Annotated in this window: 17 protein-coding genes and 1 other annotated feature; of the genes, 15 read left to right on the forward strand and 2 right to left on the reverse strand. The window is 27.5% G+C overall.

Features of this window, described 5'->3' with window-relative positions:
• Positions 1–59: 59 nt before the first annotated feature.
• The 3 genes from BLS77_RS12425 to BLS77_RS12435 all read left to right on the forward strand — a co-directional run bounded on the left by BLS77_RS12425 (position 60) and on the right by BLS77_RS12435 (position 3,329).
• A complete protein-coding gene (locus BLS77_RS12425) occupies positions 60–1,145 on the forward strand; it encodes an AAA family ATPase (protein ID WP_089970295.1) in 1,086 nt (361 codons plus the stop codon).
• 135 nt (positions 1,146–1,280) lie between these two features.
• The gene (locus BLS77_RS12430; protein ID WP_089970299.1) at positions 1,281–2,618 is read left to right on the forward strand and encodes a vWA domain-containing protein; all 1,338 of its coding nucleotides are present in this window, start codon (positions 1,281–1,283) and stop codon (positions 2,616–2,618) included.
• A 48-nt stretch (positions 2,619–2,666) separates the two neighbouring features.
• Positions 2,667–3,329 (forward strand): hypothetical protein, encoded by a 663-nt coding sequence (locus tag BLS77_RS12435; protein ID WP_089970302.1) that lies wholly within the window; start codon positions 2,667–2,669, stop codon positions 3,327–3,329.
• 89 nt (positions 3,330–3,418) lie between these two features.
• Here BLS77_RS12435 and BLS77_RS12440 read toward each other — a convergent pair whose 3' ends face one another.
• Positions 3,419–3,751 carry a HesB-like protein gene (locus BLS77_RS12440; protein WP_089970304.1) on the reverse strand — a complete coding sequence of 111 codons (333 nt, stop codon included), beginning with the start codon at positions 3,749–3,751 and terminating at the stop codon, positions 3,419–3,421.
• Between the two features lie 320 nt (positions 3,752–4,071).
• On the opposite strand from BLS77_RS12440, the gene BLS77_RS12445 reads away from it, so the two are divergent.
• On the forward strand, positions 4,072–4,812 hold the full coding sequence (locus BLS77_RS12445) for an rRNA adenine N-6-methyltransferase family protein (protein ID WP_089970307.1): 741 nt from the start codon (positions 4,072–4,074) through the stop codon (positions 4,810–4,812).
• A gap of 187 nt (positions 4,813–4,999) precedes the next feature.
• On the opposite strand, the gene leuS is transcribed toward BLS77_RS12445, so the two are convergent.
• Positions 5,000–7,450 carry a leucine--tRNA ligase gene (gene leuS, locus BLS77_RS12450; protein WP_089970310.1) on the reverse strand — a complete coding sequence of 817 codons (2,451 nt, stop codon included), beginning with the start codon at positions 7,448–7,450 and terminating at the stop codon, positions 5,000–5,002.
• Positions 7,451–7,517: 67 nt separating this feature from the next.
• Positions 7,518–7,726 (reverse strand) — a binding site (T-box leader).
• 433 nt (positions 7,727–8,159) lie between these two features.
• Here leuS and BLS77_RS12455 point away from each other — a divergent pair.
• The 11 genes from BLS77_RS12455 (at position 8,160) to aroB (ending at position 20,657) form a co-directional block, all read left to right on the forward strand.
• Positions 8,160–8,912 (forward strand): hypothetical protein, encoded by a 753-nt coding sequence (locus tag BLS77_RS12455; RefSeq protein ID WP_089970312.1) that lies wholly within the window; start codon positions 8,160–8,162, stop codon positions 8,910–8,912.
• A gap of 163 nt (positions 8,913–9,075) precedes the next feature.
• A complete protein-coding gene (locus BLS77_RS12460) occupies positions 9,076–9,435 on the forward strand; it encodes a CoA-binding protein (protein WP_089970314.1) in 360 nt (119 codons plus the stop codon).
• A 266-nt stretch (positions 9,436–9,701) separates the two neighbouring features.
• Positions 9,702–10,064 carry a YccF domain-containing protein gene (locus BLS77_RS12465; RefSeq protein ID WP_089970316.1) on the forward strand — a complete coding sequence of 121 codons (363 nt, stop codon included), beginning with the start codon at positions 9,702–9,704 and terminating at the stop codon, positions 10,062–10,064.
• Between the two features lie 172 nt (positions 10,065–10,236).
• Positions 10,237–10,779: an NADH peroxidase gene (locus tag BLS77_RS12470; protein WP_089970318.1), complete on the forward strand. Its 543-nt coding sequence runs from the start codon at positions 10,237–10,239 to the stop codon at positions 10,777–10,779.
• Positions 10,780–11,020: 241 nt separating this feature from the next.
• Positions 11,021–11,623 carry an HAD family hydrolase gene (locus tag BLS77_RS12475; RefSeq protein ID WP_089970321.1) on the forward strand — a complete coding sequence of 201 codons (603 nt, stop codon included), beginning with the start codon at positions 11,021–11,023 and terminating at the stop codon, positions 11,621–11,623.
• A gap of 295 nt (positions 11,624–11,918) precedes the next feature.
• Entirely contained in the window at positions 11,919–12,461 is a 543-nt protein-coding gene (locus BLS77_RS12480) for an NADH peroxidase (protein ID WP_089970322.1), read from the forward strand.
• A gap of 196 nt (positions 12,462–12,657) precedes the next feature.
• On the forward strand, positions 12,658–16,323 hold the full coding sequence (locus tag BLS77_RS12485) for an Ig-like domain-containing protein (protein ID WP_089970325.1): 3,666 nt from the start codon (positions 12,658–12,660) through the stop codon (positions 16,321–16,323).
• 285 nt (positions 16,324–16,608) lie between these two features.
• Positions 16,609–18,036: a cardiolipin synthase gene (cls, locus tag BLS77_RS12490; RefSeq protein WP_089970326.1), complete on the forward strand. Its 1,428-nt coding sequence runs from the start codon at positions 16,609–16,611 to the stop codon at positions 18,034–18,036.
• A 125-nt stretch (positions 18,037–18,161) separates the two neighbouring features.
• Positions 18,162–18,293 carry a hypothetical protein gene (locus BLS77_RS20575; protein WP_278336670.1) on the forward strand — a complete coding sequence of 44 codons (132 nt, stop codon included), beginning with the start codon at positions 18,162–18,164 and terminating at the stop codon, positions 18,291–18,293.
• Between the two features lie 236 nt (positions 18,294–18,529).
• The gene (gene aroF, locus BLS77_RS12500; protein WP_089970331.1) at positions 18,530–19,543 is read left to right on the forward strand and encodes a 3-deoxy-7-phosphoheptulonate synthase; all 1,014 of its coding nucleotides are present in this window, start codon (positions 18,530–18,532) and stop codon (positions 19,541–19,543) included.
• A 67-nt stretch (positions 19,544–19,610) separates the two neighbouring features.
• A complete protein-coding gene (gene aroB, locus BLS77_RS12505) occupies positions 19,611–20,657 on the forward strand; it encodes a 3-dehydroquinate synthase (protein ID WP_423231035.1) in 1,047 nt (348 codons plus the stop codon).
• The last annotated feature ends 69 nt before the right edge of the window (positions 20,658–20,726 follow it).

Genomic DNA, 20,726 nt, shown 5'->3' on the forward strand with positions numbered 1-20,726 from the left:
ATGGGCTATTATTAAAAAAAGTGACTTATAGGAGATATAGAAGAAAGGAAGACAGTATAATGAGATTTTCAGAAACTTTAAATACAGTAGATTTAATTTTAGAGGCAAAAGATGTTCCCTTAATTATAGGAGAAGCTGGAATAGGAAAAACAGCATTAGTTAAGGAATTAAGTAAAAGAACAAATAGTCATTTAGTAACAATAGATGCTAATCTTTTAAAAGAAGGAGAAATAGGTGGGTTACCAATAGTAGAGAATAGAAAAACTGTTTATGCAATCCACAATAAACTTGCAGAAGTAGAAAAATTAGCAGGTTTAGAAGATGATAAAAATGTAATATTATTTATAGATGAGTTAAATAGATGTGAACATGCAGTTCAACAAGAACTTATGAACTTAATTTTAAATAGAGAAATTAATGGATATTATTTAGCAGATAAAGTAAGAGTAATAACTGCAATGAATCCATCTAATAAATATGAATCATTTGAAAGTAGTGATTACCAAGTTGTAGATATGGATGCAGCTCAAGAAGATAGATTTGTTTGGGTTGAAATGGATGCAGATGTTAAGGAATGGATAAGATGGGGTATGGGACAAGGGGATAAGGTTCATGGGAATATAATTGAGTTTATATCAACATTTCCAGAATATCTACACACTCCATATTCAAGAGAAAGTATAAAAGCAACTCCAAGAAGTTGGGAGAGAGTATCAAAAGCTTATAAAGTATACAATGATAATAAAGATAAATTTTCAATAGATATCTTCTATAATGTTGTAAAGGGAAATGTAGGAGTAAGTATTGCAACTGATTTTATGAACTTTATTAAGAATATAAAGAATCCTCTAATAAAGGCAGAAGAATTATTTTCATATGAGGTTTTAGGGGTTGAATTAAAGGATAGAATAAAAAGGGAGAGCCAATCAAGATTATATATTATGGCAAAAAATTCTTTAAGTTTCTTAGAAAAAAATATAAATGAGAAAAATATAAATATATTTGCGAATATTTTAATGAACTATCCAAAGGATTTAAGGCTTGGAATTATGAAAGAAATAAAAAGCGATTATAGTACTGAACTATATAAAGAATTATTAGAAGCAGATACTTTCTTAGATGCATTTTTTAGTATATACGAATAAGGGATATTAAAAAAATAACAAGTCAGATTCTTTGACTTGCTATTTTTTTAAGGTACCTAATATTTTATAGTTTTGAAAAGGAGGTGAACTTTAGTGAGGAATACTTATAAGATAATCGCTCACTAAAGATGAAAGATGAGATTTGATGATAAACGTAACGAGTTATTAAAACAAGCTTTAGGTTTTCAAACTAAGGATGATTTAAATAGTAATTTTAAAAAAGAATTTTTCTATTTAGTTGAAAATGTTGTTATAGACATGCTTGAGAAAGAAGATGATTTCTTTGGACAGTTTATGATAAAAATTAAAAGAGATATAAAATTAGATATAACATGGCCTCTTGCAACATTGCCAAGGCTTGATGGCTTCCTTATGTATTTTAACCCTATATTATTTTTAATGCTTGATAAAAAAGAAATGTCAGCATTATTTAAACATGAAATATATCATATAATGTACTCACATTATGACAGAGAAAAAAGACTTAAAAATAAATATGAACCATTAGCAGTAAATTTGGCATTGGATATATCAATAAATCAATTTATAAAAAATCTTCCAATGAATTCTCAAAGAATTGATACAGTGATAATAGAATATGATGTAAATATAAAAGAGGATATGACCTGTGAGATATATGCAGAAAAAATAGAAAAGGCTATTAAAAGAAAATCTAAGAAGATTATAAATAATTCAAAAGATGATTCCATTTGTAGAGTTATAGATTTGTCTAAAGCTCATGATATTTGGAGCAAAATTGAATTAAATAAAGATTCTCTTAAAGATTTAACTAAAAAAATAGCTATAAATTCTTTTAAAGGAAAAGGTCCAAAAGATATAGAAGGTATAATAAATTCATATACAGAAAAACCTGAAATATCTTGGCAAGATATTTTAAAGAAATTAATACCCTCATTAAGAGCAGGACAAAAAAAGACTATTACAAGAAGAAGTAGGAGACAACCAGAAAGGTTAGAACTTAGAGGTACATTACCTAGAAATCTACCAGAAATTTTAGTGGCTATAGATATTAGTGCATCTATGAGTGATGAAGAAGTTTATAAAATAATGATAGAAATACTTGGAATAACTAAGATAAGAAGCCATAAGATTACTGTGATTGAGTGTGATAACGAAGTAAGAAGAGTATATGAAATAAAGTCTAAAAATGATATCAAAAAAAGACTTTCCAGTACAGGCTCCACATTATTTACACCGGTATTTGAATATATAAAGAAAAATAACTTAAGAAACCATGTGCTAATTTATTTTACTGATGGAGTAGGGGAAAAAAGACTTGAATTAAGACCAATAAATGCAAATACAATATGGGTATTAACGGGGGATGAAGAATTATCTTTAGAAAAATCATATGGTGAAGTTAAGAGGATTAATGGAAAAGATAAAAAGCAAGAAGTAGAAAATTCTCCTCTGAATTTAATGAGAGAATTTATGCACGATTGGGCGAGGTAGCAATATTAGAGGTTATATGATATAATATTTTATATATGGAGGTGTTTTATGAAGAAAATTAAATTAGATAAAAATAACAGTGTAATGGTTATAGTAGGAGTACTGATGGTAAGCTTATTATTAAATATTTATACATCTGTTATGAACTCCAAATATAAAATGAAAGCTGGAAGAGAATCATATAGATATATAGAAGAAATTAAACACAGGAATGAAAGTGCATTAGTTATATTAGATCAAAGTATAGAAACTAAAAGTATATCAAATGAAGAATTATTAAGTCTTTATAAAAGTTATAATTCTATTTTAGATTCAACCGTACAATTATGTGATTCATATTCAACCTACAAAAATAGCAATTTAATAAGAGAATATAAAGAAGATGAAAAAAATAAAATAAAACAAAGTGAAGTATATTCAAGAATAGAAAACTTAGTTTTTGAATATTTAAATTTAGAAATGAAAAATGAACAAGCTAAGATAGTATTAGATGGTAAAATATTAAATGATTTTATTAAAATGAAAGAAGTATCAAATGATGTACAAGACTTCTTTAATGAATTTAATGAACAATACTTATCTAATTTAAAAGATGAAAAAAGAGAAGAAAAAATTATAAAGAAAGATTATTGGATAGATATGTATCTTGGAGTTAACAAGGCTACAGAAAAAAATATAGATTATCCATTTATTATTAAAAGTAAGAACTAAAAAATAGAAACACCTAGAAATATTCAGAATGATGGATATATGTTTTTAGGTGTTTTAATTATAAAAAAAAAGTGCCTAAGCACTTTTTTTTAGTGGCATCCACCACCGCATGAGCCGCATCCGCCGCCTTCTGATTCTATAATAGGTTTAAGTGATAAGCCTCTACCTTCGTTTTCTTCTGATGATAATAATTTAAAACCACCAAATTCATCAATTAGCTTGCTTTCAATTACAAAAGTTATGTCGTTAATTTTTTCAACAACATCACCTTCTTTAACTTCGTCAACAGCTATGTTAAAAGCTGGACCACTACATCCAAAACCGCCTAAATTAATTCTTATTGTATAATCTTTAATATCATTTTCGTCTAAGAAAGATTTAAATTCATTGTATCCTGATTCACTTATTATTACTTTTTCCATAATGTACTTCACTCCTATACTGTTGATAATTTATATCAATAGTATATCATAGTATATTTAAATAGCAAGAAATATTTTAAGCAAAAAGGAAAAAATAAAGAAAAATAGTAATTATATTGAAATTTCAAGTTATTACCAATATAATTATCTATGTAGTTGTAAATACTATAATTATAAGTAAATAACAAAGAGTGTTAAAATATTAGTTATCAGTTAAAAAGAATATATAATTATGTAATGTATTGTATATCAAATCACTTAAGTAAAGTGATTAAGTAACGATAAATATGTGAGAATAATAATGAAAGGAATTGTTAATTTTGAAGCCATATAACAAAAAATATGTATTAGATGTAATAACGGAATATAATAATAAAATTAAAATTAAAAAAGTAGGAGATTTTGAAATTAAAAAAAATTATGGTATTCAAGGAATTGTTAAAGGATATATGTATGAAATAGAAGATGGGGTTAATATAGATATTTTAGAATTACAAGGTCCAGATAATGTATGGATGAGATTAACTCCACTAGAAATAGAAAGTTCATATATGCCAATAAAATTTTCCAAAGGTAAAGTTGGATTAGTGGGACTAGGTCTTGGTTATGTTGCACAGGAAATGGCAAAAAGGAAGGAAGTAAAAGAAGTAATTGTTTATGAAATAGACCAAGATGTGATAGATTTATATAATAATAGTTTTAATAAAAATAAGAAAATAAAAATATTATGTGAAGATGCCTTTAAGGCAGAATCAAATAGTTTTGATTTCTTTTATGTTGATATTTATGAATATAAGTTAACTAAAAAGGTAGTAGAAGATTATAAGATTCTAAATAGTTTGCATAAAATAGAAGAGTATTCATTCTGGGGAATGGAACATTTCCTATTAAGTTGTAGATATGAAGAAATAGTGTGGGTATATATACCAGAAAATTGGATGGCTATGACTAAGCTGTTATCAGAGAGGTTAGAAGAGTCTGGATATATTAAACATTATAAAGCTCTAGATGAAAAATTAGTAAGTGAAGTAATTGCAGATTTTAAAATAGTATTAGAGTAATAAGGCATAGTAAAATAAATAGAAAGATAGTATGGTAGTCTATTTTTTGAAAATAACTAAATAAGTAGAGACTTAATGATTAAATTAAAATCATTAAGTCTCTTTAGGGTAAATAATACAACTAAGTAAGGGAACTTTAAAAAATTAGTAGGATTTTTAAAGCTCCCTAAGTTTAATTATATAATTTTTATTTTACAACTATATTTACAAGTCTTCCTTTTATAACTATAACCTTAACTATAGTTTTTCCTTCAGTTGAGGCTAAAACATCTTCATTTTCAAGAGAAGCAGCTTTTATGCTTTCTTCAGATAAATCAGAAGCAACGTTAATTCTAGCTTTTATTTTACCGTTAACTTGAATAGCGATTTCAACTTCATCCTTAACTAAAGCATTAGGATCAAATATTGGCCAAGGATGGTTAAAGATTGAGTAATCAAGTCCTAGTAAGTTCCATTGTTCTTCAGTAAAGTGAGGAGCAAAAGGAGCTAATATCTTTAAGAAATCTATAATAGTTTCTTTTAAGAAATCTAAATTAAGAGTATCTTCTTGAAGATATTTAGATAATGAATTTACTAGCTCCATCATTCTAGCAATGGCAGTATTGAATTGCATTTTATCAGCATCTTCACTAACTCCTTTAATTGCAGTATGTCTCCAGAAGTTTAATTCTTTTTCAGCTTTATCCATAGTAGTTTTATTATTTTTACCACTTAAAATAGATTCTCTTGCAGTGTCTAAAGCTCTTTCAATTCTATCGACAAATCTTGAAACAGATTTAATTCCATCATCACTCCAAGCTCCACCTTCAACATATGAGAAACCAAACATTAGGTACATTCTAAATACATCAGCACCATACTCTTTTATATAAGAGTCAGGTGAAATTGTATTTCCTTTTGATTTACTCATTTTTAAACCATCAGGTCCAAGTATTAAACCTTGGTGAGTTAATGATTTAAATGGTTCATCAAAATCTAAATATCCCATATCACGAAGTGCTTTAGTAATAAATCTTGCATATAGAAGATGCATACAAGCATGCTCTGGTCCACCAACGTATTTGTCAACTGGAAGCATTTTATTAATTAGGTCACGATCAAAAGCAATCTTAGTATTTTTATTATCAGGGTATCTCATTTGGTACCATGATGAACATACAAAAGTATCTAATGTATCACATTCTCTTTTTGAAGGAGCTCCACAAGTTGGACAAGATACATTAACAAACTCTTCACATTTTGCAAGTGGTGATTTACCATCTGGTGCAAATTCAACATTGTATGGAAGTTCTACTGGTAATTGATCTTCAGGTACTGGAACAGTTCCACATTTTTCACAATGAATAATTGGAATTGGGGCACCCCAGTATCTTTGTCTTGAAACTAACCAATCTCTTAATCTATAGTTAACTTTAGCAGTTCCAAGAGTGTCTTCTGCTAGTTTTGCAACTACCTTTTCTTTAGCAACTTCAGTAGTTAATCCATCAAATTCAGAGGAGTTAACTAAAACGCCATATTCACAGTATGGAAGCTCGTTGTTTTTACCATTTTTACTAGTTATAACTCTTTCTACTTTTAAATTAAACTTTTGTGCAAAGGCAAAATCTCTTTCATCATGACCTGGGACTGCCATAACAGCACCTGTTCCATAAGTTGCAAGAACATAATCTGCAACCCAAACTGGAACTTCACGTCCGTTTATAGGGTTTATAGCGTAAGAACCAGTGAATACACCAGTTTTTTCTCTAGAAATAGATTGTCTTTCAATATCTGTTTGTACTTTAGCAGCTTCCTTGTAAGATTCAACAGCAGCTTTATTTTCAGCAAGTGTTAAGGCATCTACTAAAGGATTTTCAGGAGCTAAAACAACATAAGTAACTCCATTTAAAGTATCAACTCTTGTAGTAAACACATCAAAGTTTATATCTGAATCTTTAACTTTAAATGTAACTTCAGCACCAGTAGATTTACCAATCCAATGCTTTTGCATAGCTACAGTTTTTTCTGGCCAATCTAAAGTATCTAATTTTTCAAGAAGTTCATCTGCATAATCAGTTATTTTTAAGAACCACTGAGTTAAATCTTTTTTAGTAACCTCAGTTGAACATCGCTCGCAAGAACCATCATGAACTTGCTCATTAGCTAAAACAGTGTTGCAAGATGGACACCAATTTACAGGAGCCTTTTTTCTATAAGCTAAACCTTTATTATAAAGTTTAACAAATAACCATTGAGTCCATTTATAATAATCAGGGTTACATGTTACAACTTCATTTTCCCAGTTAAACATAGCACCCATTGCTCTTAATTGTTTTTCCATATTAGCAATGTTTTTAACTGTTGAATCCTTAGGATGGATACCAGTTTTAATTGCAAAATTTTCAGCAGGTAAACCAAAAGCATCAAATCCCATAGGTTGAAAAACGTTAAAACCTTGCATTTTTTTCATTCTAGCCCATGAATCTACAGGCCCATAATTAAACCAATGACCAGCGTGAAGTTGACTACCTGATGGGTAAGAAAACATTTCTAAAACATAAAGTTTTTCACCAGGATTTTCTGGGTTAAATTTATAAAGATCTGTTTCATCCCATTTGTTTTGCCATTTAGTATCAATACTAGTTCCATAATTACTCATTTTTTATTCCTCCTGTTATTTAGTGAATTAATTGGTTTGTCACGCAAAAAAAGCTTTCATCTCTATACAAAGAGACGAAAGCTTGTAGTTTCCGTGGTACCACTCTAATTAGAAGATTAATAATCTTCTCACTTAAAAATTTAACGATTTCCCGTACTTGCTTTTAAACAAGTAAGCTCATAGATAAGTTCCTATAATTGCAACACTGTTTTACACCAAACAACAGCTCTCTAAAGGTTACGTTTTTATAGTACTACTTCTAATCAAAGCATATTATATTTAAATTATTATTTATAAGTATATCCTAAATCAACATAAGTAGTCAACAGGATTAAAGAAACAAATGATTGATAGCTGACTAGTTATTTATTTAGAAGCGATCAAGGTGAGTTAATTAGAGTGAAATATGAAATAGTAATCATATTAAATATTATTAAAAGAATAAAAAATAGTTTGATAAAATAAATTTTTATTGTTAAACAATAACAAATGGGGTATTATACTTATATAGTAAAATTTAAGAATGATTATGTGCTTATGGCTATATTTAATGGAATATCTAGATGCTTACAAGAAATCTTATCAGAGATAGTTATATTTATAGGAATGATTTCTTCTATGGAAAGTAGATATTTATGAATTAAAGGGATCATAAAGTAGGTAAAAATTCTTCTGCAAGGATTAATCAATTATTATGGGGGGACTTTTTATGTGGAAAATGATTATAAAAAATAATAAAGTGAATTTAAGTATGTGTATTATATTTTTTATATTAGGGTATTTAAATTTAATAATTAACAATAAGATGTGTAGGTTTTTTCAACTTAATAATATTGTTATAGCATTTATACCATTTTTAGTAGCAAGTATTTTATTAATGATATTCTATAAGAAGGAAATTAGAACAATTACAATGATTATTATAAATACTATAGTGATTAGCTTAAGTATAATATTATTAATAATTAATTTTGGTAAATTAATTGTTAGTGAAACATTTGATAGAAATACTGATGTGAAGAATTATCCTAGAATAAGAAAACTATATTCCGATAATGAAATGCAATATTTCCCTTCTGAAATTCCTAAAGATGCAGAAAATATTGAGTTTGAAGAATGGGCTGCATTTATGCAGGGGGGATCAGGATTATACTTATCCTATGATATTGATAGTGAAAATGAAGAGAAAATAGATGAAGAATTAAGAGGTAAAAGTAAATATGTACTTGAGAGTATTGAAGAAATTAAAATAGCTGGTGAAAATATATGCGTTTTGGCGGACAGTGAAATTTCAGAAGCTATAGATTACAAGAGTTACCCAGAAAGTAGTGATAAATTTATAATATATATATCAGAGGCTAGGAAAGCAAGTGGAGATGGTTACTGGAATCATGGAGTTCAATATGGGGTAATAATAAATAAAGATAAACATAGAATAATATATTTTCATGAGTATTGGTAGATGTTATTAACTATGAAAGAATTTATTTTTGAAGAATAAGAATAAAAATGGTGAGTTTTGAAAAAAATACTGACTAATGGAATACAATAGTAGGGAATATTTAAATATAGTATAATATTAAATAATTATGTTTAAATATTTAAATTAATAAGGAGGAAGAAATATGGAAGCAAAAGAATTAATTAAGGAAAAAAATTGGATTGTAATTGGAGATGTTACAAATTCAACTAAATATGCATATAAAATTTTAGAAAAATTCAAGTTAAAAGGTCATACAGTAGTAGGTGTTCATCCAAAGGGTGGAGATGGAGTTTATAAAACTTTAAAAGAAGTCCCATATAAAATAGATTCTATAGATTTATGTATAAATCCAAAACTAGGATTAGAATTTATAAAAGAAGCTAAGGAAATTGGAATAACTAAAGTTTTAATTCAACCAGGGGCAGAAAGTATTGAAATAATAAATTATTGTAATGAAAATAATATTATGGCAATTAGAGGTTGTGCATTAGTAGAATTATAGAAGTGGCGTATAATAAAATAGTTACTAGCATTTAGAAATTTTTAGGAATGTCTAAATAAATAACAGACATGTATTCTAGCTTTTTAAAATTAAGAATATTTGGTGTGTTATTTATTTACTATGCCTTAAATAAACCTTAAATATGACAAAATTTTACCTGTGAACAAAATAAAAGGTTTATAATAATATATATAGAAAATTAATAACAGTTACAATATAGAATTGTTATTAAACTATTATTTTAAATTATAAGTGAGGTAAAATAAATGAGTTGTTTAGGAAATATTATTTGGATTATATTTGGAGGTTTAGTTGCTGCGATAGCTTGGGCTTTCACAGGAGTTTTATGGTGCTTAACAATAGTTGGAATTCCAATAGGGTTACAATGCTTTAAAATGGCAGGGTTACAACTAGCTCCATTTGGAAAAGAAGTTATAACTGTTGATACAGGTGATGGTAGTTTAATACTGAATATATTATGGCTTATTTTTGGTGGATTAGAATTATGTATAGCTAATTTGATAAGTGCATTCTTTTTATGTATTACTATAGTAGGTATTCCATTTGCAAAACAATCATTAAAACTTGCAAGATTATCATTAATGCCATTTGGTAAAGAAGTTAGATAAAAAATAGAGGAAAATTTAATAAAGTAGTTTACAAACGATAATAATTATTATATAATAAAGCCAAGCAATAAAACAAAACAATTTAGAAAACTAATTAAAGTAGTAAAACAAAATAATATAAAAACTTAAAAAATAAAATAAATTATGGTCTAAATAAGAGGAGGATTTTAATATGAAAAAGTTTGTATGTACAGTATGTGGTTATATTCACGAAGGAGAAACAGCTCCAGCACAATGTCCAGTATGTAAGGTAGGAGCAGATAAGTTTATAGAACAATCAGGAGATTTAGCATGGGCTGATGAACATAGAATCGGAGTTGCTAAAGATGTTGATGCTAGAGTGATCGAAGGATTACAAGCTAACTTTATTGGAGAATGTACAGAAGTTGGAATGTACCTAGCAATGTCAAGACAAGCAGATAGAGAAGGTTTCCCAGAAGTTGCGGAATCTTATAAGAGAATTGCCTTTGAAGAAGCAGAACATGCAGCTAAATTTGCAGAAATGCTTGGAGAAGTTGTAGTAGCTGATACAAAAGCGAATCTACAAGCAAGAGTAGATGCAGAATACGGAGCATGTCAAGGTAAGAAAGATTTAGCAACATTAGCTAAACAATTAAACCTAGATGCAATTCATGACACAGTACATGAAATGTGTAAAGATGAAGCTAGACACGGAAAAGCTTTTAGTGGATTATTAAAGAGATATTTTAACTAAGAGATCTTCAAATAAATATAAAGAAGGATTTGCATAATGCAGATCCTTTTTTCTATATGTTAATAATATATAGGGTGAGCGCCTAATTATATTTATGTTTTTAATTTAGGTATCTTTAAATAAATGATATTAGGAATATAATAGATGCTTAACTTTTAAGTTGTTATGGAAAGGGTTATAATGGATTATGAGGGAAAGTTTCTTATAAGATAATAATTTAAATTGGTAGGAGGGAGATTTTATGTGTAGAAATATAATATTTGATATTGGAAATGTGCTATTAGATTTTAATCCTAAAGAATATCTTAAATCAAAAATGAAAGAAGATAAAGTTGATTATGTTCATAAAGAGATATTTGAAAGTGAAGAATGGATAATGCTTGATAGAGGTACAATTTTAGAAGAAGAGGCTATAAAAATTATAACTAGTAGAAGTAATGGGAATGAAGAACTTATAAAAATAGCTTTTGAAAAGTGGTATGATATATTAAATCCTATTGAGAAGACTGTAGATATTTTAAAGAAATTAAAGGAATCAGGATATAAAGTTTATTACTTATCCAATTTTCATTTAAAAGCATTTGAACATGTAACTAGTAAATATAATTTTTTTAATATTTTTGATGGTGGTGTAGTTTCATATGAAGAAAAAATTATTAAACCAGAAAAGGAAATATACAATAAGATTATAGAAAAATATAAACTTAATGTTAATGAATCAATTTTCATTGATGATATGGAATGTAATATTAACAAGGCGAGGGAAGTTGGATTTAAAACTATACTTTTTAAAAATCCAGAAGAGCTAATGGTAAGCTTAAAGGAATATGGTGTTAAATGCTAATATTAATGCCTGATTTAATATATATAAGGCATATTTAAATAAATAACAAATTAGTATCAGTGTATTTTAACTTGTTAATCATTTTACAATGGCTAAACAAGTTGAAATTAAAAAAATAAGTAAGTTTATTTTAAAAAAGTATTTACAAATAAGAATAATTATTATATAATAATTATAGAAAGTTAAACAAAACAATTTAGAAAATTAATTAAATTAGTAAAACAAAAGATTATAAAAGAACTTAAGAAAAATTAAATTAAATAAATTATGGTCTAAATAAGAGGAGGATTTTAATATGAAAAAGTTTGTATGTACAGTATGTGGTTATATTCACGAAGGAGAAACAGCTCCAGCACAATGTCCAGTATGTAAGGTAGGAGCAGATAAGTTTATAGAACAATCAGGAGATTTAGCATGGGCTGACGAACATAGAATCGGAGTTGCTAAAGATGTTGATGCTAGAGTAATCGAAGGATTACAAGCTAACTTCATTGGAGAATGTACAGAAGTTGGAATGTACCTAGCAATGTCAAGACAAGCAGATAGAGAAGGATTCCCAGAAGTTGCAGAAGCTTATAAGAGAATTGCCTTTGAAGAAGCAGAACATGCAGCTAAATTTGCAGAAATGCTTGGAGAAGTTGTAGTAGCTGATACAAAAGCTAATCTACAAGCAAGAGTAGATGCAGAATACGGAGCATGTCAAGGTAAGAAAGATTTAGCAACATTAGCTAAACAATTAAACCTAGATGCAATTCATGACACAGTACATGAAATGTGTAAAGATGAAGCTAGACACGGAAAGGCTTTTAGTGGATTATTAAAGAGATATTTTAACTAAGATAGATATATAAGACTTGCATAATGCAGGTCTTTTTTGTCGTATTCAAATATTATTATATAAATTAAGTTAAGGCACTATTTAATATTAGATATAATTATATTTAATAAGTGGAAAAAAATCCATTAAAAACTTGTGTTGGAAATTGTTGTATAGTATTATAATATATGAAATAAATGAAAATGGAGGAATAATAATGAAAAACGCTTTGAAAAAAGTTGCTACTATTCTACTAATTATATTTGCAACTAATTTTATGCCGGTACAAGCTTATAATGGACAAGGCAGTAATGAGAGTTATATTAATGGTAGTGGATTTGGGTTAAGTACAATAGAAAATGTAAAAGATAAAGATGGAAATAGAACTATAAAAATAGGTTTTATAGATGGGATTATAGAAAATATAAAGAGCTTAAAAGTTTATACAAAGGTGAAACAATATGAGGGAAATAATTATCAACCAAATAATTATGGACCAGGTAAAGAGATAATATTGGATGGCTTCTCATTAGAATTAACTAATAAAGAAGGTAACAAGTTTACTGGAGAAGTTAAAGAAGAGTACATAAAAGAATTTGGAGAATATTATTTTGATAAAATAGAAATAACATATAATGATAATAGTAAAAAAGTATCATTTAATAATAAATTCTATGATTCTATAAGTGATAACGATAAGAATAATGGCGAACTTGTAAGTTCATATGCTTATAGTGAGGAAAGCCAACATTTAAGTGCTAATGAATGCAAATTTAAGAGTAAAAAAGTTAAACTTAACGAAGAACAAGTATTTAGATTTAATGTTGCGACTACTTCAGCTAAAGTAGAACCACAAAAAGTATTTATTACATTTAAAAATACTACAAATGAAAGTTCAAAAGAACAGATAAGAGAAGCTGAAAAAGTAGATACTTTAAAATATGAGACAAAATTAAAGTTAACAAATAGTTTAGATACAGGTGACTGGAAAGTATCTAAGATTGAGTTTGTTGATAATTATGGGAGAACATATAATTCATTAAATAATTTTTATGAATCATTTAATGTAGTATCTGAAAATACAGATATTGATGCACCTAAGATTATAAAAAGTAGTATAACATCAAAAATTTATGATGCTAAAAGTGAAACAAAACCTAATTTTCAATTTGAAATAACAGATGATATTTCAGGGATTGAAAGTGGAAATATTACAATAGTGAATAAAAAAAATATAGAGGTAACAAAAAATTTCAGTCTTAATAATTATAGCAATAAGGATGTATATACAACAAACTTATATGGATTAAATACAAATGGAGAATATGAAGTTAGTCAGGTAGCTTTAACTGATAAGGCTGGAAATAGCGTTACTTATATTTCAGATAAATATTATAAGGATTATATGAAGAATAGTAGTTATATTGTAGCAGATTTTTCAAAACTTGATGTTGAAGTAATTAATAATGATAAAGAAGTAGAAGTAGAAAAAGAAAATATTCAAATTATTGAAATAGTTAATAATAATAAGGAAATATCTAATGGAATGGATATAGATATGGATCTTAAAATAAAAAGCAATAAAATTGTAAAAAATTTATATGTAAATATAAAGGATAAGCGAAAAAATGTAAATAATACAAATAATGTATATGGGCAACAAGTAGGGGACACTACTGAAGATGGGATAAGTACTTATAAAATTAGAAGTAAGGATAGTAGTTTAGCCTACTTAGAATCAAGTGAATATATGATAGCAAATATTCACTTATCATATAATGAGAATAATAAATATAATAGTAAAATAATATATGACCTAAGATATAATAGACCGGAAGAAAATGCAGGGAAATATGATTTTAGTCATACTGATTTTATTTGTAAAAATCCTAATGAAGATCTAAAAAAACCAGAAATTTTAGATATAGTTATGGATAAAAAAGTAGTACTTCCAGGAGATACTATTAATTTCACTATAAAGGTGAAAGATGATAAGTCGGGTTTTGAAGGTTATGCATCTAATTATCTAAGCATGGATTATTCAAATGCTGGAATTAGAGAAAGTCTAAACGTTAGTAGTTATAATAAAGAAACTAATGAATTTAAAGGGACAATAACTATTCCTAAATATGCATCAACAGGAAAATATAAGATAAGTAATTTAAATATAAGAGATGTATCACGTAAGTCAAAGTATTATGGATGGAATGATGAAGCGGATAAGGAATTGCTAGGAAAAGGAACAATACTTGTTAAAAAAGATTTGAATGAAATGCTACCTCCAGAAATAAGTGTTAAGGTTAGTAAAGATAAAGTTGAGACATTTAAGGCTCCATTTGTGCCAAGTGTAAGCGCAGATCATGGAACTATAGAAATGAAATTAAATGATGAAGTTTATAAGAGCGAGCCAATTAATAAAGTAGGTAGCTATCATTTATATATAACAGCTACAGGGGTTGATGGTTCAGTTTCAACAGATAAAGTTTATTTCAAAGTAATTGCTGAAATAACTAATGAAACTACTCCAGATATAATAATTGATCAAATACTTAATTCAACTGATAAAAATATAGAAATAGAAGTTAATAGTGATAAAAAAGAGATAGATTCATCTATATTTAAAGCTATAAAGGGAACGGATAAAACAATTTCATTAACTCAAGAAGATGGAACTGTTTGGACCTTTGAAGGTAAGGATATTAAAGATGAAAATATAGGTAGTATTAATATAAGGGTTAGCAATGTAGTCGATGAAAAAAATAAAGATAGTATAGATAATATAGATCAAGGTGCTAAGATAATACATTTTGATTATCATGGAGCATTACCAGGAAAGGCTACAGTTAAAGTAAAGGTTGATAACCCAGAGGATGTAAGAGGAAAAGATTTAACATTCTACTATTATAATCCAGAAACTAAGAAACCAGAAAAGGTACAAGGTCCATTATCAATAGATAGGGATGGTTATGTAACTGTTCAAATAGAACATTGTAGTGATTATTTCTTATCTGTTGATGATAAACTAGATGAAAATACAAAAATTCCAGTTATAACAGTGGATAAAACAGATATTAATTTAAAAGAGGGCGAAAAGCTGCAATTAAATGCAACTATTGATCCAATAATAGTAGTGCCAGTATATTCATCATTAGATGAAAAGGTAGCTACAGTATCTAATACTGGAGAAATAAGAGCAATATCTTTTGGGGAAACTCAAATAAAAATTACAGCTAAAGATTCTGTTGCTTTTGTAAAAGTAAATGTAAAAAAGATTGAAGAAATTAAACCAGAACTACCAAAAGCTCCAGTAATAACAACAAATAAAGAAATAATAGCACTAAAAGAAGGTAAAGAAGAGCAACTTGAAATTATTGTAGACCCAGCAGATACAAAAGTTACAATCTCATCATTAAATGAAGAAATTGTTAAAGTATCTAAAGTTAAAGACTTAAAATTAGAAGGAAAGACTATAATAAATATAGAGGCTAAGAATATTGGAGAAACTTTTGTTAAAATAGATGCAGGAACTGCAACTAAGACAATAAAAGTAACTGTAGTGAAGGATGCAGAGGTATCAATACCAAAGATTCCAGTAACACCGGAATTACCAGTAATCCCAGAGGTTCCAGTAAAACCGGAAGTGCAAGAAATACCTAAAATACCAGAGCTTCCAGTAACACTAGATCTTCCGGTAAAACTAAAGCTTCCAGTAAAATCCGAAGTATTAGTAACACCAGTGGTTCCAGTAAAACTAGAAGTGCAAGAAAAACCTCAAATACCAAATACAGGTGATTTGGTTGGGTCAAAATCTAAAATAGTATTTGCTATATTTTTAACTGTAGCAGGAGTAATGCTATTTATAAGAAAAAAGGTTAACAATTAATATTATTAAATATTTGGTGACATCTTTAAAACAAAGATGTCACCTTTTTTTATTCAAAATAATAGGTAACTGTAAAATATATTTAGTAATAAATTAATAATAGTTAAATAAAATAAAAATAATAAATAATAATGAACTTTAGTTAACTCTTATAATATTATATAAAGATATACAATCTAATTTGTACATAAACAAGAAACACTACATAATTGATATATTATGTTATAATTAATTAAAAGATGTCTAAAATTAATGGAAAGTGAAATATACCAAAAGGAGAAAAAAATGAAAATAACCAGTGTATGGAGTATCCTTATTTTTATAAATGCATTATGTGCAATTTCTTTGATTTTTATTGAAAGACGTGAGCCAACTACAACTTGGGCATGGCTTTTAATATTTTTGCTACTACCAGGATTTGGATTTGGAATATATTTAATATTTGGTCAAAATTTAAGTAGACAAAAAATATTTAGAGAAAAAACTGTAGTTGATGAAAAGAAAACAAAAGAATTAATGATGAAGTTTAAAGATGAAAAAAATATACATAGGATAGCGCAAGAATATGAAGGGTTAGTTAGAATGAATTATAATAATTCTGGTTCACTTTATACTACTGGAAATAAAGTAAAGACATATACCAGTGGTGAAGAGAAGTTTAAGGATTTATTTGAAGATATAAAAAATGCAAAAAGTTTTATTCATATTGAATATTATATTTTTAGGTTAGATAATTTAGGAACAGAAATATTAGAGGCACTTAGGTTAAAGGTTTTAGAAGGTGTAGAAGTAAGACTTTTAGTAGATGGAATGGGATCTAAATATATTAGGAAAAAAGAAATTAGATTAATAAATAATTTAGGAATTAAATTTGCAATATTTTTCCCGGGAATACTACCTTATGTTAACGTCCGTATTAACTATAGAAACCATAGAAAAATAGTAATTGTAGATGGACATACTGGATATGTAGGAGGCTTTAATGTTGGAGACGAATATATAAATAGAGGAAAGCAATTTGCTTTTTGGAGAGATACACATATAAGAGTTCAAGGAGAAGCTGTTAATGAACTTAATAAGAGATTTATACTAGATTGGGATTATGCTGCAACTGAAAATTTAGTTGATTCTGAAAAGTATTTTATAAAACAAGAGGTTTACGATGATGTAGGAATACAAATAGTATCTTCAGGACCAGATCATGAAGAAGAGTATATTAAAAATGCATATATGAAAATGATAAATGATGCTAAAAAATCAGTATATATACAAACTCCATATTTAGTTCCAGATGAACCTATGTTAGAAGCTTTAAAAATAGCATCATTATCTGGAGTAGATGTAAGACTTATTGTACCAGGAGAACCGGATCATTTTTATATGGAATGGATGCTAAGTGCTAATATGGGTGAACTTATGAAATTTGGAGTTAAAATATATAGATATCAAAAAGGATTTATTCATGCTAAAACAATTGTTTCTGATAGTAAGGTGTGCAGTATTGGGACTTCAAATTTAGATATAAGAAGTTTTAAGCTTAATTTTGAAGTAAATGCTTTTATATATAATGATGAAATTTCAAAACAACAAGAAGAAATTTTCTTTAAAGATCAAGAAGATTGCAGACTTGTTACTAAAGAGGAATATGATAGCAGGTCTACAAGTCTTAAAATAAAAGAAGCTATTATAAGACTTGTATCACCAATACTATAATTAAATTTGACATATAAAATTATATGAGAAATTTAAATTCAAAAATATATTGACAATAAAATTTATATTGTTATAATTAAAAAAAGACGTAAAAAGCTTTTTAATATTTTATTTAGGAGGATATTATGGAATCATTAAGAAAAGAATTATTAGCAAAACTTTATAGCTTTATATACTTTACATTCTGGGGCTTTTATTTTAGCGCTGGCTATTTATTTTGCAAAAAAGAATATAAATCTTTTCGAATGAGTGTGTAAAATCTAATCCTAAAAGAAATTTTATTTTAATTAGGTATTTTATCAGAGAACTCATAAGAGTTCTCTTTTTTTTATAGTTATTTAGTAAATTTCTAATATTTTAGTAAAATATAGAATAATTTTTATGATAACTAAGAAAGCTTTTAAAAATAATTAGTTGAATTATTTGACTTAATATTTTTAAAAGCCTCTTAATAAAAAGTGATAAAGTTAAAAATAAAGAGGGGGCAACAAAAATGGTAATAATTTTAAAAGCAAAAACAACACAAGCAGAGGTAATAAAATTAACAACGGAATTAGAAGCAAAAGGGGTTATAGTTAGCCCAGTAATTGGAACTGAATTAATGATACTCGGATTAGTAGGGGATACAAGTAGAATTGATCCACTTCAAATTGAAGCTAATAATATTGTTGAGAAAGTAATGCACGTACAAGAGCCTTTCAAAAAGGCTAATAGATTATTCCATCCAGAAAATACAATAGTAGATGTTTGTGGGCAGAAAATAGGTGGAAAGAAAATAGCAATTATAGCTGGACCTTGTTCTGTTGAAAGTGAAGATCAAATTACATTGATTGCAAATGAAGTTAAGAAACTGGGGGCAGGTTTTCTAAGAGGCGGAGCATTTAAACCAAGAACTTCACCATATAGTTTCCAAGGTCTTGAACATGATGGTTTAGAATTGTTAAAGAAAGCTAGAGCAAAAAGTGGATTACCAATAGTAACAGAAATAATGTCACCATACGATGTTGAACTATTTGCCAAAGATGTAGATATTATTCAAGTTGGTGCAAGAAATATGCAAAACTTTGATCTTTTAAAAGAATTAGGAAAAATAAATAAGCCTATTTTACTTAAGAGAGGCTTATCTGCAACAATAGAAGAATTATTAATGAGTGCAGAATATATAATGGCTGGTGGAAATGAAAATGTAATTCTTTGTGAAAGAGGAATAAGAACATTTGAGACATACACAAGAAATACTTTAGATTTAAGTGCTATTCCAGCGATTAAGAAATTAAGTCATCTTCCAGTAGTTGTTGATCCAAGTCATGCTACAGGAAAGAGATTTATGATAGATCCATTATCAAAGGCGGCTATTGCAGTTGGAGCAGATGGATTAATTATAGAAGTTCATAATGATCCTGAAAAAGCTTTATGCGATGGTCCACAATCAATAAAACCAGATCAATTTGGAAAATTATTCAAAGATCTTAAAGCAATAGCAGAAGCTGTAGGACGTGAAATGTAATTAAATAAATTTAACTATAGACAGTGTAAAAACAAATATTCTAGTAGCTATGAAAGGAGAAGATGTTTTGGAGTTAATAGTAGATTTAAAAGAAAGAAGTTATCCTATTTTAATAGAAAAAGGATTAATTAATAAGGTAGCTTATGAGGTACAGAAGGTTTTTAAAGGTGAAAAAATATTTATATTAACTGATGAAAATGTTAATAGCTTTTATGGTGAAAAAGTAATGTCCTTATTACAAGATGTAGGTTATGAAGTTAAAAAGCTTGTGTTAAAACCAGGTGAAGAAACTAAGAATTATAGATGCGTAGAAGGTATTTATAATGAATTATTAGATTTCAAACTAACAAGAAGTGATTTAATAATTACTTTAGGTGGTGGAGTTATAGGTGATTTAGGTGGCTTTGTAGCTTCTACATTTTTAAGAGGTGTTGATTTTATTCAATTCCCAACATCATTGCTTGCTCAAGTAGATAGTAGTGTTGGTGGAAAAGTTGGGGTAGATATAGCCCGTGGGAAAAATCTAGTAGGAAGTTTTTATCATCCAAAAGCAGTGCTTATAGACCCAGAGGTTTTAAATACATTAAAACCTAGATTTTTTAATGATGGTATGGCAGAGGTAATTAAATATGGTTGCATAAAGGATAAGGAATTTTTCTATGAATTAAAAAAATATAAAAATAAAGAGGAAGTTATTAACAATATAAGCACAATAATCCACAGCTGTTGTAGAATTAAGAGAAATGTTGTGGAGAAAGATGAAAAAGATAAAGGTGATAGAATGTTACTTAACTTCGGACACACTTTGGGGCATGGAATTGAGCAATATTATGAATATAAAAAACATACCCATGGTGAAGGGGTAGCGATTGGAATGTATGCTATTACTAAAATAAGTGAAGCTAAGGGATTAACTAAAGTCGGTACAGCAGAAGAAATAAAAGAATTATTAGTTCAATATGAACTTCCTTTTGAAACAGATGTAAAAATAGCTAATATAATGGAAGCTATTTCTTTAGATAAAAAGAATATAGATGGAAAACTAAATGTTATTTTAATTAAAGAAATGGGAGAATCATTTATTTATAAAACTGATACTAGATTTTTCAACTAAAAAATTAGGGCTCTGAAAGAAAATAATAAGACAATTGGAGATATGTATTTTCTTTTAGGTCCCTTAAAG

The organism is Clostridium gasigenes, from assembly GCF_900104115.1.
Classification (GTDB): Bacteria; Bacillota; Clostridia; order Clostridiales; family Clostridiaceae; genus Clostridium; species Clostridium gasigenes.

What these genes read in the sequence shown, in the direction of transcription:
- BLS77_RS12425 (WP_089970295.1), top strand. Translation starts at nt 60, where the DNA reads ATGAGATTTTCAGAAACTTTAAATACAGTAGATTTAATTTTAGAGGCA.
- BLS77_RS12440 (WP_089970304.1), bottom strand. Translation starts at nt 3,751, where the DNA reads ATGGAAAAAGTAATAATAAGTGAATCAGGATACAATGAATTTAAATCT.
- BLS77_RS12475 (WP_089970321.1), top strand. Translation starts at nt 11,021, where the DNA reads ATGTGTAGAAATATAATATTTGATATTGGAAATGTGCTATTAGATTTT.
- aroF (WP_089970331.1), top strand. Translation starts at nt 18,530, where the DNA reads ATGGTAATAATTTTAAAAGCAAAAACAACACAAGCAGAGGTAATAAAA.
- BLS77_RS20575 (WP_278336670.1), top strand. Translation starts at nt 18,162, where the DNA reads ATGGAATCATTAAGAAAAGAATTATTAGCAAAACTTTATAGCTTTATA.
- BLS77_RS12470 (WP_089970318.1), top strand. Translation starts at nt 10,237, where the DNA reads ATGAAAAAGTTTGTATGTACAGTATGTGGTTATATTCACGAAGGAGAA.
- BLS77_RS12430 (WP_089970299.1), top strand. Translation starts at nt 1,281, where the DNA reads ATGAGATTTGATGATAAACGTAACGAGTTATTAAAACAAGCTTTAGGT.
- BLS77_RS12480 (WP_089970322.1), top strand. Translation starts at nt 11,919, where the DNA reads ATGAAAAAGTTTGTATGTACAGTATGTGGTTATATTCACGAAGGAGAA.
- BLS77_RS12485 (WP_089970325.1), top strand. Translation starts at nt 12,658, where the DNA reads ATGAAAAACGCTTTGAAAAAAGTTGCTACTATTCTACTAATTATATTT.
- BLS77_RS12460 (WP_089970314.1), top strand. Translation starts at nt 9,076, where the DNA reads ATGGAAGCAAAAGAATTAATTAAGGAAAAAAATTGGATTGTAATTGGA.
- leuS (WP_089970310.1), bottom strand. Translation starts at nt 7,450, where the DNA reads ATGAGTAATTATGGAACTAGTATTGATACTAAATGGCAAAACAAATGG.
- cls (WP_089970326.1), top strand. Translation starts at nt 16,609, where the DNA reads ATGAAAATAACCAGTGTATGGAGTATCCTTATTTTTATAAATGCATTA.
- BLS77_RS12465 (WP_089970316.1), top strand. Translation starts at nt 9,702, where the DNA reads ATGAGTTGTTTAGGAAATATTATTTGGATTATATTTGGAGGTTTAGTT.
- BLS77_RS12435 (WP_089970302.1), top strand. Translation starts at nt 2,667, where the DNA reads ATGAAGAAAATTAAATTAGATAAAAATAACAGTGTAATGGTTATAGTA.
- BLS77_RS12455 (WP_089970312.1), top strand. Translation starts at nt 8,160, where the DNA reads ATGTGGAAAATGATTATAAAAAATAATAAAGTGAATTTAAGTATGTGT.